Source organism: Streptomyces sp. NPDC014727 (genome assembly GCF_043083485.1).
Classification (GTDB): Bacteria; Actinomycetota; Actinomycetes; order Streptomycetales; family Streptomycetaceae; genus Streptomyces.
Genome location: NZ_JBIBYR010000014.1, coordinates 23,654 through 38,108, shown reverse-complemented (window position 1 = coordinate 38,108; position 14,455 = coordinate 23,654). Strand labels below are relative to the sequence as shown.

At 69.7% G+C, this 14,455-nt stretch carries 11 protein-coding genes and 1 riboswitch; of the genes, 3 read left to right on the top strand and 8 right to left on the bottom strand.

The features are described from left to right. Window positions 1-23 precede the first annotated feature (23 nt). Entirely contained in the window at window positions 24-305 is a 282-nt protein-coding gene (locus ACF1B9_RS22265; protein ID WP_093898943.1) for an HPr family phosphocarrier protein, read from the top strand. A gap of 140 nt (window positions 306-445) precedes the next feature. On the opposite strand, the gene ACF1B9_RS22260 is transcribed toward ACF1B9_RS22265, so the two are convergent. The 4 genes from ACF1B9_RS22260 to ACF1B9_RS22245 all read right to left on the bottom strand — a co-directional run bounded on the left by ACF1B9_RS22260 (window position 446) and on the right by ACF1B9_RS22245 (window position 5,667). After that, entirely contained in the window at window positions 446-1,159 is a 714-nt protein-coding gene (locus ACF1B9_RS22260) for a GntR family transcriptional regulator (RefSeq protein WP_391743214.1), read from the bottom strand. 280 nt (window positions 1,160-1,439) lie between these two features. Further along, the gene (locus tag ACF1B9_RS22255; protein ID WP_391743213.1) at window positions 1,440-2,246 is read right to left on the bottom strand and encodes a M23 family metallopeptidase; all 807 of its coding nucleotides are present in this window, start codon (window positions 2,244-2,246) and stop codon (window positions 1,440-1,442) included. Between the two features lie 12 nt (window positions 2,247-2,258). Next, window positions 2,259-2,426, bottom strand: a riboswitch (cyclic di-AMP (ydaO/yuaA leader). Window positions 2,427-2,875: 449 nt separating this feature from the next. After that, window positions 2,876-4,258 carry a M16 family metallopeptidase gene (locus ACF1B9_RS22250; protein WP_391743406.1) on the bottom strand — a complete coding sequence of 461 codons (1,383 nt, stop codon included), beginning with the start codon at window positions 4,256-4,258 and terminating at the stop codon, window positions 2,876-2,878. A gap of 26 nt (window positions 4,259-4,284) precedes the next feature. Next, complete coding sequence (locus ACF1B9_RS22245) at window positions 4,285-5,667, bottom strand: M16 family metallopeptidase (protein ID WP_391743211.1); 1,383 nt, start codon at window positions 5,665-5,667, stop codon at window positions 4,285-4,287. Window positions 5,668-5,936: 269 nt separating this feature from the next. Between ACF1B9_RS22245 and ACF1B9_RS22240 the strand changes: the two genes are divergently transcribed. Further along, window positions 5,937-8,387, top strand: a complete 2,451-nt coding sequence (locus ACF1B9_RS22240; protein ID WP_391743210.1) for a DNA topoisomerase (ATP-hydrolyzing) subunit A — start codon at window positions 5,937-5,939, stop codon at window positions 8,385-8,387. 30 nt (window positions 8,388-8,417) lie between these two features. Here ACF1B9_RS22240 and ACF1B9_RS22235 read toward each other — a convergent pair whose 3' ends face one another. Both ACF1B9_RS22235 and ACF1B9_RS22230 read right to left on the bottom strand, forming a co-directional pair. Next, window positions 8,418-9,548: a CobW family GTP-binding protein gene (locus tag ACF1B9_RS22235; RefSeq protein ID WP_391743208.1), complete on the bottom strand. Its 1,131-nt coding sequence runs from the start codon at window positions 9,546-9,548 to the stop codon at window positions 8,418-8,420. A 21-nt stretch (window positions 9,549-9,569) separates the two neighbouring features. Beyond that, on the bottom strand, window positions 9,570-10,730 hold the full coding sequence (locus tag ACF1B9_RS22230; RefSeq protein ID WP_391743206.1) for a citrate synthase/methylcitrate synthase: 1,161 nt from the start codon (window positions 10,728-10,730) through the stop codon (window positions 9,570-9,572). Between the two features lie 109 nt (window positions 10,731-10,839). Between ACF1B9_RS22230 and ACF1B9_RS22225 the strand changes: the two genes are divergently transcribed. Further along, window positions 10,840-12,186 (top strand): citrate/2-methylcitrate synthase, encoded by a 1,347-nt coding sequence (locus tag ACF1B9_RS22225; RefSeq protein WP_391743204.1) that lies wholly within the window; start codon window positions 10,840-10,842, stop codon window positions 12,184-12,186. 153 nt (window positions 12,187-12,339) lie between these two features. Here ACF1B9_RS22225 and ACF1B9_RS22220 read toward each other — a convergent pair whose 3' ends face one another. Together ACF1B9_RS22220 and ACF1B9_RS22215 are read right to left on the bottom strand one after the other, a co-directional pair. Further along, window positions 12,340-13,932: a cation acetate symporter gene (locus tag ACF1B9_RS22220; RefSeq protein WP_391743203.1), complete on the bottom strand. Its 1,593-nt coding sequence runs from the start codon at window positions 13,930-13,932 to the stop codon at window positions 12,340-12,342. After that, window positions 13,929-14,408 (bottom strand): DUF485 domain-containing protein, encoded by a 480-nt coding sequence (locus ACF1B9_RS22215; RefSeq protein ID WP_391743201.1) that lies wholly within the window; start codon window positions 14,406-14,408, stop codon window positions 13,929-13,931. The genes ACF1B9_RS22220 and ACF1B9_RS22215 overlap by 4 nt, the downstream gene beginning before the upstream one ends. Window positions 14,409-14,455 lie beyond the last annotated feature (47 nt).

Sequence of the window (14,455 nt, the reverse complement as noted above, 5' to 3'; positions counted from 1 at the left end):
TTGGATTCCTGAAGGGCAGAACCATGGCTGAGCGCCGCGTCAACGTCGGTTGGGCCGAGGGCCTGCACGCCCGTCCCGCTTCCATCTTCGTCCGTGCCGCCACGGCTTCCGGCGTCCCCGTGACGATCTCCAAGGCCGATGGCAACCCGGTGAACGCCGCTTCCATGCTCGCGGTGCTCGGTCTCGGCGCGCACGGCGGCGAGGAGATCGTGCTGGCATCCGAGGCCGACGACTCCGAAGCCGCCCTGGACCGCCTGGCAAAGCTGGTCGCCGAAGGGCTCGACGAGCTTCCGGAGACCGTCTGAACCATTTCCTGCAAGAGAGCCGCGGCACCCTTATTCGGGACCGCGGCTCCATGCATTTCCGAGCAGGGATGATCGAAGGAAATTCGGGCAACCCGAAGAGAGCCGAACGGAATTACCACCCTTTGTATACGGCGTGATTATTAATTCCGAACACCTGAAGTGTTTACGGAGTGTTGCGAAGTCCTCACCCGGCCGGTACGGGAAGTGGCCTGCTGACGGCCCGGCCGGTCGGTGCCGCGCAGCCGGTGCACGGTCGTGGCCCGCTCGGCGTGCTGGGTGGCCAGCACCCTCGCCCGTTCCGCGTCGCCGCGCGCCACCGCGTCCACGATTGCTCCGTGCTCCGCCCAGGAATCCACCGGGCGGACCGGCTGGTCGACCACATACATCCAGGCGATCTTGTGCCGCAGCTGGGTGAGCGTCGCGATCAGGCTGGAACTGCCCGAGGCCTGCGCCAACGTCTCGTGGAACCAGCCGCCCAGTGAGCGCAGATCCTCCCTCTCACCCCGCCTGGCCCGCTCCTGACCGAGTCCGACCAGACCGCGCAGCACCTTGAGATGCGCCTCGGTGCGGCGCTGCGCCGCGCGTGCGGCACCCAGCGGCTCCAGCAGCGCCCGGACCTCCAGGAGGTCGGCGGCCTCCTGCTCGGAGGGCTCGGCGACACAGGCTCCCGCGTGCCGACGGGTGACCACGAACCCCTCCGACTCCAGGGTGCGCAGCGCTTCCCGTACCGGGACACGGGACACGCCGTAACGGCGCGCCAGCAACTCCTCGGTGAGCCGACTGCCGCGTTCGAAGACGCCGGAGACGATGTCGTCACGGATTGCCGTGCATACCGAATGCGCCGGAATGCGCATGTCCGAACCTCCGCCTTGATCCCTGCGACACGCGGCCGACCGACGCCTGTTCTGCGACTCTATTGCAATGCGGCCACATTTCCGATGCCAGATGGAAATTCATGAATACCTTTTGGTCGCGCGGGGCCGGCCCGGCGGACAGCACCATGGGCGGTTCGGCGGTCGAACCCGGGTGTCGGGCGCGACTGTCGGGCGCGACTGTCGGGCGCGGGTGTCGGGCGCGACGAAGGCCCCGGCGTGACGCCGAGGCCTTCGAAGGGGTGTGGCGGACGGGCGCCGGTCAGACGTTGACGCCGTGGGCGCGCAGGTACGCGACCGGGTCCATGTCGGAGCCGTACGAGGGCGTGGTCCGGGCCTCGAAGTGGAGGTGCGGCCCGGTGGAGTTGCCCGTCGAGCCGGAGAGGCCGATCTGCTGACCGGCGCCGACGCTCTGACCGACGGCGACGCCGATCGAGGAGAGGTGGCCGTACTGCGTGTACGTGCCGTCCGTCATCCGGAGGACGATGTTGTTGCCGTACGCGCCGCCCCAGCCGGCCTCGACGACCGTTCCCGCGCCGACGGCGACGACGGTGCTGCCGGACGCGGCGTGGAAGTCGATGCCCGAGTGGCTGCCGGAGGACCAGAGCGAGCCGCTGGACTTGTAACCGGTAGTGACGTACGAGCCGGCGACCGGGAGCTGGAAGGAGCCCAGACGGGCGCGCTCGGCGGACCGGGCGGCACGCGCCTTCTCGGCACGCGCCTCGGCCGCGCGCTCCGCCCTGGCCTTCGCCTCTGTTGCCTTCTTCTTGGCCTCGGCCTTGCGCTGGGCCTCCGCCTCCGCCTTCGCATCGGCCGCGACATCGGCCTGGTGCTTCTGCGCGTCGGCCTGGGCGGCGATCTGGTCGGCGAGTGCGCCCTCGATGGCGATGATCTGGTTCAGACCGGTCTCACTGACGGAGGGAGTCCCGGTGTCCGCGGCGAGGGCCGGAGAGGCCATGCCGCCGATGACTCCGGTGGTCGCCAGAGCCGCGGCGCCGGCGATCTTCGCGCTCCCGCGGGTCAGTCGGCTCGGGGCACGATGCTTCCCGGCGGCACGGGTGAAAGCCATGGAGTGGCTGATCCTTTCCTTCCTTCTCGCCTACCGGGTTAGCTGACGGGTTCGGAGCAGGAAGGTCTCCTACGGACGCCCCGGCCTCACCGAGGATCAGGCATCCGATTCACCCCAGGGACTGCGTGGGTCCCCGGCTCCCCAGGCTCGCGCCTGACGGGGACTCGGCGATGACTGCCCGGTATGTCACGGTTGCGGCATACGAGTGGCGGACAGCCCGGCCGACGCTAAGCGGGGCCGCCTTCATTCACCAAACGGACAGGCCGTTTTGTAGCGCATCCCACAGGGCGGACAGGCAACCTCCTCCCGGAACGGACAAAAGGGAGACCCTGGCGAACGCGACGCACAAGGCCTCCCTCTTGTCCCGGTATGCACACCCACGGCGAATCGTGGATCTACCGGGGCGACCGGCACTCAGCCGGTGCGACCTGCTCTTGCGGATGCTCCGCCGGGGCGCCCCGTGCAAAGCCGGGAACGCCTCCGGGCCGACCCGCGCGTGGTCGGGAGCTCCGCCGGTGTCCGATCGAACGTGACAGTCGGGCAGCGATCTGTCGCACGCGACCGGGCAGCCGACGCCCACACCCGCACCCGCACCCGCGCCGGGTCGGTCGTCCGGCGTACGACGACCGTCAGCCGGCGACCACCGACACCTGTCCGATGCCCAGGGCGCGGACCGGCTCCTCGATCTGCGCAGCGTCACCGACGAGGACCGTGACCAGGCGGTCGCCCGGGAAGGCGTTGACCACCGCTGCGGTCGCCTCGACCGTTCCGGTGTCCGCGAGCCGGGCGTACAGCTGTGCCTGGTAGTCGTCCGGGAGGTGCTGCTCGACCTGGTCGGCGAGAGTGCCCGCGACGGAGGCCGCCGTTTCGAACTTCAGCGGTGCGACACCCACGAGGTTCTGCACGGCCGTCTCGCGCTCCTCATCGGTCAGCCCCTCGGCCGCCAGGGTCCGCAGGACCGTCCACAGGTCCTCCAGCGCCGGTCCGGTGGACTCCGTGTCCACCGATCCGCTGATGGCGAGCATCGCGGCACCGGTCGCCCCCGCGGCGGAGTCCGGGGCCGACGACCGCAGCACCTGGGCGAAGGCCCGCACGCCGTAGGTGTAGCCCTTCTCCTCGCGCAGCACACGGTCCAGCCGGGAGGTGAGCGTGCCGCCCAGGCAGTACGTGCCCAGCACCTGGGCCGGCCACACGCTGTCGTGCCGGTCGGCGCCGATCCGGCCGATCAGCAGCTGCGTCTGCACCGCGCCGGGACGGTCGACGATCACCACTCGGCCGGTGTCGTCGGCCGTGATCGGCGGGGCCGGACGCGGCTCGGCGGCGTCGCCCGACCAGTCACCGAGCGTGTCGGCGAGCAACGCGTCGAGGTCGATGCCGGTGAGGTCACCGACGACCACGGCGGTTGCCATGGACGGCCTGACGTGGGCGTCGAAAAAGGCACGCACGGCCGCCGAGTCGATCCGCTCAACCGTCTCCTCGGTGCCCTGGCGCGGGCGCGACATCCGCGCCGTGGCCGGGAAGAGTTCCTTGGAGAGCTGCTTCGCGGCTCGCCGGGCCGGGTTGGCCTGCTCGTGCGGGATCTCGTCGAGCCGGTTGCGCACCAGCCGTTCGATCTCGCTGTCGGCGAAGGCGGGCGATCGCAGCGCCTCGGCGACCAGCGCGAGCGCCTTGGCCAGCCGGGAGGCCGGGACCTCCAGGGAGACCCGGACTCCGGGGTGGTCCGCGTGCGCGTCGAGGGTGGCGCCGCAGCGCTCCAGTTCGGCGGCGAACTCCTCGGCGGTGTGCTTGTCGGTGCCCTCGGACAGCGCCCGCGACATGATCGTGGCCACGCCGTCGAGGCCCTCGGGCTCCGCGTCCAGAGGAGCGTCGAGGAAGATCTCGACCGCCACGACCTGCTGGCCGGGGCGGTGGCAGCGCAGCACCGTGAGGCCGTTGGGCAGGGCGCCGCGCTCCGGCGCGGGGAAGGCCCAGGGCCGCGCGACGCCGGGGGCGGGCTGCGGGTGGTACTGCATCGAAACTCCAGTCGCGGCAGCGTCGGTCACTTGTCCGCCCCTTCGTGCGCGTCGGTGTCGTCGGCGTCGGTCTCATCGGTGTCCGCTGCGTCCGCGGGCTCGGCCGATTCGACCGGCTCGTAGACCAGCACCGCCCGGTTGTCGGGGCGCAGCTGGGCCTTGGCGACGGCCTGGACCTCTTCCGCGGTGATGTCGAGCACCCGCTGTACCGCGGTCAGGGCGAGTTGCGGGTCACCGAACAGCACGGCGAACCGGCACAGTTCATCGGCGCGGCCCGCGACCGTACCGAGCCGGTCCAGCCACTCCCGCTCCAACTGAGCCTGCGCACGCTCCATTTCCTCGGGCGTGGGGCCCTCGGCCGCGAACCGGGCCAGCTCCTCGTCGACCGCGGCCTCGATCTGCGGCACCTCGACACCGCCGGACGTCTTGACGTCCAGCCACCCGAGCGAGGGGGCACCGGCCAGCCGCAGCAGCCCGAATCCGGCCGCCACGGCCGTACGGTCACGGCGCACCAGACGGTTGTGCAGCCGCGACGACTCGCCGCCGCCGAGCACGGTCAGCGCGAGATCCGCCGCGTCGCACTCACGGGTGCCGTCGTGCGGCAGCCGGTAGGCGGCCATCAGCGCCCGCGCCGGAACCTCCTCGTGCACTTCTTCGCGCAGCTGCTCGCCGATGGTCTCGGGGAGCGTGCCGTCGCGCGGCGGCTGCTTGCCGTCATGGGACGGGATGGAGCCGAAGTACTTCTCGATCCAGGCGAGCGTCTGCTCGGGATCGATGTCGCCGACGACCGAGAGCACCGCATTGTTGGGCGCGTAGTACGTACGGAAGAAGGCGCGCGCGTCCTCAAGGGTCGCCGCGTCCAGGTCGGCCATCGAGCCGATCGGCGTGTGGTGGTACGGGTGGCCCTCGGGATAGGCCAGGGCCGTCAGCTTCTCGAACGCCGTACCGTAGGGAACGTTGTCGTAGCGCTGGCGTCGCTCGTTCTTGACGACGTCCCGCTGATTCTCCATGGACTCCTCGTCGAGCGCGGCGAGCAGCGAGCCCATGCGGTCGGCTTCCAGCCAGAGGGCCAGCTCCAGCTGGTGCGTGGGCATCGTCTCGAAGTAGTTGGTGCGCTCGAAGCTGGTGGTCCCGTTGAGCGAACCGCCGGCCCCCTGCACCAGCTCGAAGTGGCCGTTCCCCTTGACCTGGCCGGAGCCCTGGAACATCAGGTGCTCGAAGAGGTGAGCCAGACCGGTGCGTCCCTTGACCTCGTGGCGCGAACCGACGTCGTACCAGAGGCAGACCGCGGCGACCGGGGTCAGATGGTCCTCGGAGAGCACCACGCGCAGGCCGTTGGCCAGACGGTGCTCGGTCGCTGTCAAGCCGCCGGAGCCGGCCCGGGCTGTGGCCGTGTGACCCATGGGCATGTACGTCCCTTCGATCGCGATACTGGATTTCCTGCGAGACCTGCCACTGTAAGCAAGCGCACAGACACCTGACGAAGTTCCCATACCGCGGAAGTTCGCGTGAAAGAGGGGCGCGCCCCCTTCCCGACGGACCGTGGAACCACCTGGCAGGGGTCCGGAGCGGCTCCTGGGACGGGTCGAGGTCGGCGTTGTCAGTGCGGCGGTCCACAATGGTCGACGTCAGAGTCTCAGGTTGCCCGAACAGAATCCGTGAAGGAGTCGCAGCAGCGATGGCCCGCCGCAGCACGAAGACCCCGCCGCCGGACGACTTCGAGGAGAAGATCCTCGACATCGACGTCGTCGACGAAATGCAGGGCTCCTTCCTTGAGTACGCGTACTCGGTGATCTACTCACGGGCCCTGCCGGACGCCCGTGACGGCATGAAGCCGGTGCATCGCCGCATCGTGTACCAGATGAACGAGATGGGCCTGCGCCCCGACCGCGGCTTCGTGAAGTGCGCCCGTGTCGTGGGCGAGGTCATGGGCAAGTTGCACCCGCACGGCGACGCGTCGATCTACGACGCGTTGGTCCGTCTGGCACAGCCGTTCTCCATGCGGCTCCCCCTGGTGGACGGCCACGGGAACTTCGGCTCGCTCGGAAACGACGACCCGCCGGCCGCCATGCGGTACACCGAGTGCCGGATGGCCGACGCGACGTCGCTGATGACGGAGTCGATCGACGAGGACACCGTCGCTTTCCAGTCGAATTACGACGGCCAGGAGAAGGAGCCGACCGTTCTCCCGGCCGCGTACCCGAACCTCCTGGTCAACGGGTCGTCCGGGATCGCGGTCGGCATGGCGACCAATATGCCGCCGCACAACCTGGGCGAGGTCATCGCCGCCGCCCGGCATCTGATCAAGCATCCGGGCGCGGACCTGGAGACCCTGATGCGGTTCGTCCCCGGCCCCGATCTGCCGACCGGTGGCCGGATCGTCGGCCTGGGCGGCATCAAGGACGCGTACGCCGGCGGGCGCGGCACGTTCAAGATCCGCGCGACCGTCTCCGTGGAGAACGTGACGGCGCGCCGCAAGGGCCTGGTCGTGACGGAACTGCCCTTCGCCGTAGGACCGGAGAAGGTGATCGCCAAGATCAAGGACCTGGTCTCGTCGAAGAAGCTCCAGGGCATCGCGGACGTGAAGGACCTGACCGACCGCGAGCACGGCCTGCGCCTGGTCATCGAGGTGAAGAACGGCTTCGTTCCGGAGGCCGTGCTGGAGCAGCTGTACAAGCTGACGCCGATGGAGGACTCCTTCGGCATCAACAATGTGGCGTTGGTGGACGGACAGCCGCTCACGCTGGGGCTCAAGGAGCTGCTCGAGGTCTATCTCGACCACCGCTTCGACGTGGTGCGCCGGCGCAGCGAGTTCCGCCGGGGCAAGCGCCGTGACCGGCTGCATCTGGTCGAGGGCCTGCTCGTCGCGCTGATCGACATCGACGAGGTCATCCGGCTCATCCGGTCCAGTGACAACTCGGCGCAGGCGAAGGAGCGGCTGATCGAACGCTTCTCGCTGAGCGAGATCCAGACCCAGTACATCCTGGACACCCCGCTGCGCCGCCTGACCCGGTTCGACCGGATCGAGCTGGAGAGCGAGCGGGACCGGCTCAACGACGAGATCGACAAGCTGACCACCATCCTCGATTCGGACACCGAGCTGCGCAAGCTCGTCTCCTCCGAACTGGCCGCGGTCGCGAAGAAGTTCGGTACCGATCGGCGTACGGTTCTGCTGGAGTCGGCCGGTTCGCAGGTCGCATCGGTGCCGCTGGAGGTGGCGGACGACCCGTGCCGGGTGCTGTTGTCGTCGACCGGGCTGCTGGCCCGTACCGCCAATGACGATCCGATCGTCTTCACCGAGGACGCCAAGCGTGCCAAGCACGATGTGATCGTTTCTGCCGTGCCGGCGACGGCTCGCGGTGATGTGGGTGTGGTGACGTCGACGGGACGGCTGCTGCGGCTCGCGGTGATCGATCTGCCCCAGCTGCCGGACACCCACGCGGCACCCAATCTTTCGGGTGGGGCGATGGTGTCGGAGTTCCTCACGCTGGAGAGCGACGAGGAGGTCATCTGCCTCACCACCCTCGACGAGGCCTCCCCCGGCCTGGCGATCGGCACCCTGCAGGGAGTCGTCAAGCGGGTGGTCCCGGACTACCCGGCCAACAAGGACGAGTTGGAGGTCATCACCCTCAAGGACGGTGACCGGATCGTCGGCGCGGCCGAGCTGCGCACGGGCGAGGAGGATCTGGTCTTCATCACGTCCGATGCGCAGTTGCTGCGCTACCCGGCGGCGCAGGTGCGGCCGCAGGGACGGCCGGCAGGAGGCATGGCGGGGATCAAGCTCGCGGCCGGCGCGGAGGTGATCTCGTTCACCGTGGTGGATCCGGCAGCGGACGCGGTGGTCTTCACGGTGGCCGGTTCGCACGGCACGCTGGACGACTCGGTGCTGACGTGCAAGCTCACCCCGTTCGACCAGTATCCGCGCAAGGGCCGGGCCACCGGTGGGGTGCGTTGCCAGCGGTTCCTCAAGGGCGAGGACGTCCTGGTGTTCGGCTGGGCGGGCGCGACGCCTGCCCGCGCCGCACAGAAGAACGGCGCGCCGACCGAGCTGTCGGAGCCGGACCCGAGGCGCGATGGCTCGGGGACGCCACTGGTCAAGCCGGTCGCGGTGATCGCGGGCCCGGTGTAGGCGGCCGGACCGGAGACGGGGCCGGTTTCTCTAGGCTTCGTCGTCGGGCCGTTGTACGTACCGCAGGACGCCCCACATGCTTCGCTCATGCGCGGCGTCCTGCGTCGCGTCGGGCGCCGGTGCCGTGCTCTCGCGGCAGTCGGCCAGCTCCTTGTGCAGGGCCTCGGGGTCGATGCCCGAACCGATCAGCACCAGCTGGGTGAGGCGCGGTTCGTCGCGCGCCCAGGGCTGCGGGTCGAACCGCAGGAACCTGCCGACCGCGTGCAGCGAGTACTTGTTGCCGCGGTCGCCGACGCCGAAGTCGACGAATCCCTTGATCCGGTAGAGGCCCTGCGGCCTGGAGTCGAGAAACTCCATCAGCCGACGGGGATTCATGGGGACGGCCGCGGTGAAGGAGAGGCTCTCGTACGCGGCGTGCAGGTGATGCTCGTGCCCGTCGGTCTCCTCCTCTGCGCGCTCCGCCAGCAGCAGATCCTCGAAGGTGAGCTGGCGCGCCCTCTCCTCACCGTCCGGCCTCAGCGCCGGGTCGAAGAGCAGTTCGGGATCGATACGTCCGTACGTGGCACAGATGACGGCAGCCGCGCCGCCGCCCGCCCCTTCACCGGTGGCCGGGACACCTGTCGCCGCGATGGCGTCCCGGATACGGGCCTGTTCCTCGCTCCCGACCCGGTCCGTCTTGTTCAGGACGACAAGATCGGCGACGGCGAGATGGCGGTCGATCTCCGGATGGCGCCGTCGGGTGGCATCGAACTCCGCGGCGTCGACGACCTCCACCAGCCCCCCGTACACAATGTGCGGATTGTCGCTGGCCAGGAGCATGCGTACGAGTTCCTGCGGCTCCGCCAGTCCGCTGGCCTCGATGACGATCACGTCGAGGCGGGCGGCGGGCCTGGTCAGTGTCTCCAGGAAGGTGTCGAGTTCGCTCGCGTCGACCGCACAGCACAGGCATCCGTTGCCCAGCGAGACCGTCGAGCCGACCTGCCCGGAGACCGTCATGGCATCGATCTCGATGGAACCGAAATCGTTGACGATGACACCGATCCGGTTCCCGGAACGGTTGCGGAGAAGGTGGTTGAGCAGCGTCGTCTTGCCGGATCCCAGGAACCCCGCGAGGACGATGACCGGGATCTGCTGCTTGCGGGGCGGGGACGACGGGCTCAACAGTGACCTTCCTCGGGGACGTCAGGGCGCCGGGACCGGCTGCGGCGGGGGCGTACCGACGTATCGGGCCGCCGGACGGATGATCTTCGAGTCCTCCGCCTGCTCCAGGATATTGGCGCTCCAGCCGACCACCCGCGCGGCGCAGAACGTCGGCGTGAACATCTCCCGTGGCAGCCCGCACAGCTCCATGACCACTCCGGCGTAGAACTCGACGTTGGTGTGCAGCTCACGGCCCGGCTTGAGCTCGGCGAGGATCGCCTCGACCTGCCGCTCGACCTCGACGGCGAAGTCGACGAGCGGGCCGCCGAAGCCCTGGGCGATGCCCCGGAGCATGCGTGAGCGGGGGTCCTCGGTGCGGTAGACGGGGTGACCGAATCCCATGATCCGCTCGCCGGCGAGCACCCGTTCGCGGATCCAGCCGTCGATGCGGTCGGGGGTGCCGATGGCGTCCAGGGTGTCGAGGGCGCGGCTGGGCGCTCCGCCGTGCAGCGGTCCGGAGAGCGCGCCGACGGCCGCCACCAGGCAGGCTGCGACGTCGGCACCGGTGGAGGCGACCACCCGGCCGGTGAAGGTCGAGGCGTTGAAGCCGTGGTCGACCGTGGAGATCAGATAGTGCTCCACGGCCCTGACGCGTGCGGCGTCCGGCACGGAACCGGTCAGCATGTACAGGTAGTTGGCCGCGTGCGGCAGGTCGTCACGCGGCTCGACCGGTTCGAGGCCCCGGCCGAGCCGGTGCAGGGCCGTCAGCACGGTGGGGACGGCGGCACAGGCTGTCAGGGCGTCACCGCGGCGCTGGTCGGCATCGATGTCGTACACCGGTCGGAAGCCGGCCGAGGCGCCGAGGAGCGAGAGGGCGGTACGCAGACCGGCCAGAGGTCCGCAGACGGCTCCCGCTCGGGCTATGGCGGGCAGGGCCTCCCGCACTTCCGCGGGCAGCCGGCGCAGCGCCGCGGTGCGGGCGGCGAATGCGGCTCGGGCTGCGGCATCGGGCAGCGTGCCCTCGGACATCAGGTACCAGACGTCCTCGAAGCTGCGGGTCTGTGCGAGTTCGATCGCCGAGTACTGCCGGTAGTGGTAGAAGCCCTCGCGCCCGCGGACGTCGCCGAGGGCCGTATCGGTGACGACGACGCCCGCAAGCCCTCGGGGTACGTCGAGCGAGGTTCCGTCGGTGGTGGTCTGCATCTCTTCCTCCGTCTGCGTCCCGATGGACTCATCAATATTGATTTGACCATCCATGATTGACTTCAATGATGTCAATGTTGATTGAATCAATATGGATACGGTTGACGACATGAAGGATCAAGCAGCGCCCGGCGACGTCCCGGCAGCGTCCGCTCCGCAACGGCTCAGCACCCGCGAGACGGCCGAACGGCTCGGTGTGAAACCCGAGACGGTGTACGCGTACGTCAGCCGGGGGCAGCTCAGCAGCACACGCGCTCCCGGTGGACGCGGCAGCACGTTCGATGCCGCGGAGGTCGATGCGCTGGCCCGGCGCACGGGCCGCCGGGAGCCCTTCCCCGCCACCGGCGACCTGGTCTTCCGCACCGGCATCACCTTGATCGAGGGCGACCGCTACTACTTCCGCGGCGTCGACGCGACCGAACTGGCCGGTCAGTACCCCTACGAAGAGGTCGCCGAATGGCTCTGGACCGGCGAGCTGCGGCCCGGCATCCGATTCACGGCACGCGCAGAAGCGCTGTCCGCGGCGCACCGGGCAGTCGAGTCGCTGCCCGCGCACAGTGGCTCGACGGACCGGCTGCGGGTGGCCGCGATCGCCGCGGCGACGGCCGATCCACTCCGCTTCGACCTCTCGCGCGAAGCGGTGCTCGCCGGCGCACGGAGCCTCATCCCCACCCTGGTCGAAGCCCTTCCCCTGGCCAAGGGCGGGCGTTCGAAGAGTGTCGCGTCAGAAAGGGGGGCGGACGGAACCGGGACTCGACTGGCACGGCGGTTGTGGCCGAAACTCACCACCCGTCCGGCCGACGAGCCGTCGGTCGCCGCACTGGACACCGCCCTCACTCTGTTGATCGACCACGATCTCGCGGCGTCGACGCTGGCCGCCAGGGTCGCGGCGTCCGCCCATGCCCATCCGTACGCGGTGGTCTCCGCGGGCCTCGGGGTTCTGGAGGGCCCACTGCACGGCGCGGCGAGCGGCCTGGCACACCGGATGCTGACCGAGGTCCTGGAGCGGGGCAGTGCGGTCCCGGTGGTCGCGGACCATCTCCGCAGCGGACGCAGGGTGCCAGGACTCGGTCATCGCCTCTACATCTCCGAGGACCCTCGGGCGCAGGCCCTGTTCGCCCTGCTCGCGGACGTTCCACAAGCGGCACGGGCGCTCGCTGCGGCGCGCGACGTGGTCGCGACGACCGCTCGCCATGCGCCCCTGCACGCCAATGTCGACCTGGCGCTCGCCGTGCTCTCGGTCTCCTCCGGCATGGCCGCGGATGCGGGCGAGACCGTGTTCGCCGTGTCGCGCACGGCGGGCTGGATCGCGCACGCACTGGAGGAGTACGGGGAACGGCCGTTGCGTATGCGGCCCAGCGGCCGGTACACAGGCCCCCGGCCCCCTCAGCCACTGCCCACCGCCACAGATGTCCCGCCCCGTTCTTCATACGGTCCGCACCGCACGCAGCGGTGACGGCTGGAGCGAAACGGTGAGGGTCCGCTCGGCGGTGGCATGCCTCGCACCACAGGGCGAACCCGACCTTCCAAGGGCCGGTCACCTACGACTGCTGAACTGGTCAGGCAGGACAGGCCTGAGATCCCCGGGCGGCACGATGCGAGCGCGCGGCTACACCGCTCCGGCCCCGGTCAGCGCCCGTACCTCGGTTTCCGCATGCTTGGCGGCGTCGGGTGGCTCGGTGGAGGTGGCCGTTCCGATCCAGCCGGCCAGGAAGCCCAGAGGAATGGAGACCAGGCCGGGGTTCTCCAGGGGGAAGAGCTGGAAGTCGGCGCCGGGGAAGAGCGAGGTGGGGCTGCCGGAAACCACCGGGGAGAGGATCACGAGCAGCACGGCCGGGATCAGCCCGCCGTAGACCGACCAGACCGCTCCCCGCGTGGTGAACCCGCGCCAGAACAGGGAGTACAGCAGCACCGGAAGGTTGGCCGAAGCGGCGACGGCGAAGGCCAACCCCACGAGGAACGCCACATTGAGGTCCTGGGCGACCAGACCGAGCCCGATGGCGGCCACCCCGATCCCGGCTGCGGCGACCCGGGCCACAGCGACCTCGCTGTGCTGCTTGGCGCCCGGACGCCTGAGCGAGGCATAGAGGTCATGGGCCACGGAGGCGGACGAGGCCAGGGTGATCCCCGCGACGACGGCGAGGATGGTCGCGAACGCGACAGCGGCGACCACGGCGAACAGAATCGTTCCCCCGGTGGACCGCTCACCGCCGCCGAGCACCAGGGCCAGCAGCGGCACGGCAGTGTTCCCCGCGGGGTTCGACGCCCGCACCTCAGCCGTGCCGACCAGTGCCGCCGCCCCGAATCCGAGCGCGATCGTCATCAGGTAGAAGCTGCCGATGAGCCCGATGGACCAGACGACCGAGCGTCGGGCCGCACGGGCGGTGGGCACGGTGTAGAACCGCGACAGGATGTGCGGCAGTCCCGCCGTGCCCAGTACCAGGGCCAGACCCAGACTGATGAAGTCGACGCGTGCCGTCCAGGTTCCGCCGTACCGGAGACCGGGCGAGAGGAACCGGCTCCCGTGGCCGCTCCGTTCGGCTGCGGAGTTGAGCAAGGCGTTGAAGTTGCCGTGGAAGTGAACCAGGACGAGGACGGTGAGCACGACCGCTCCCGCCATCAGCAGAACGGCCTTGACGATCTGGATCCAGGTGGTGGCGCGCATCCCGCCGAGCGACACATAGATCACCATGAGCGACCCGACACCGATCACCGTCCAGGAGCGGGCCGCGCCGCTCGTACCGCCGAGCAGCAGCGCGACCAGACTGCCCGCGCCCACCATCTGTGCCACCAGATAGAGCACGGAGACGGTCACGGACGAGGTGCCCGCGGCGATCCGGACCGGGCGCTCCGCCATCCGCGCCGCGACCACGTCGGCAAGAGTGAACCGGCCGCAGTTGCGGACCAGTTCGGCGACCAGGAGCAGGACGACGAGCCAGGCCACGAGAAAGCCGACCGAGTAGAGCATGCCGTCATAGCCGAAGAGCGCGATCAGGCCCGAGATACCGAGGAAGGACGCAGCCGACATGTAGTCGCCCGCTATGGCGAAACCGTTCTCCATGGGGGAGAACAACCGGCCGCCCGCGTAGAACTCCTCGGCCGAGCCGTGCCGGTTGCGGCTCACCCAGGTGGTGATGGCGAGCGTCACTGCGATGAAGGCGCTGAACAGCAGGAGCGCCAACGTTTCGTGGTTCCCGTTCAACGCCCGATCCCCCGCGTCATCTCCTGCGTCTCCCAGCGCAATTCGAGTGCGGCCCGGTCCCTGCGCAGCCTTGCGTGTCGTGCGTACGCCCCGGTGAGCAGGAAGGTCGAGAGGAACTGTCCGAGCCCTGCAACCATCGCGACATTGACCGCTCCGGCCACCGGACGGGCCATCAGCCCGGGTTCCGTGGTCGCGACGACGACATAGGCGAGATACCAGACGAGGAAGGCCAGGGTGGCGGGGACGACGAACCGCCGGTAGCGACGGCGCACTTCCCGGAATGCCTCGCTGTGCTGCACCTCCAGATAGATGTCCGCCGCCTCGGTGCGGCCGCACCGAGGATTCGCGGGCCCGGGCGGCCCTGCGGGGGCGAAGCTCCCCGCGCGGTTCAGCTCGCCCCATCCGGAGGCGGACTCGTCGTACCACGGGTCGTCGAGCCGCGTCGCTACGGCCTCACGCCCTGCTTCCTTCTCCACCGAACAACTCCCCTTGTCCACGGACCACTTCGGCCGCGTACCCAAGA

Bases quoted from the DNA above. Each gene is read 5' to 3' on its own strand.
- ACF1B9_RS22265 (WP_093898943.1), top strand. From the start codon at position 24: ATGGCTGAGCGCCGCGTCAACGTCGGTTGGGCCGAGGGCCTGCACGCC.
- ACF1B9_RS22230 (WP_391743206.1), bottom strand. From the start codon at position 10,730: ATGCAGACCACCACCGACGGAACCTCGCTCGACGTACCCCGAGGGCTT.
- ACF1B9_RS22225 (WP_391743204.1), top strand. From the start codon at position 10,840: ATGAAGGATCAAGCAGCGCCCGGCGACGTCCCGGCAGCGTCCGCTCCG.
- ACF1B9_RS22240 (WP_391743210.1), top strand. From the start codon at position 5,937: ATGGCCCGCCGCAGCACGAAGACCCCGCCGCCGGACGACTTCGAGGAG.
- ACF1B9_RS22250 (WP_391743406.1), bottom strand. From the start codon at position 4,258: ATGCAGTACCACCCGCAGCCCGCCCCCGGCGTCGCGCGGCCCTGGGCC.
- ACF1B9_RS22255 (WP_391743213.1), bottom strand. From the start codon at position 2,246: ATGGCTTTCACCCGTGCCGCCGGGAAGCATCGTGCCCCGAGCCGACTG.
- ACF1B9_RS22260 (WP_391743214.1), bottom strand. From the start codon at position 1,159: ATGCGCATTCCGGCGCATTCGGTATGCACGGCAATCCGTGACGACATC.
- ACF1B9_RS22245 (WP_391743211.1), bottom strand. From the start codon at position 5,667: ATGCCCATGGGTCACACGGCCACAGCCCGGGCCGGCTCCGGCGGCTTG.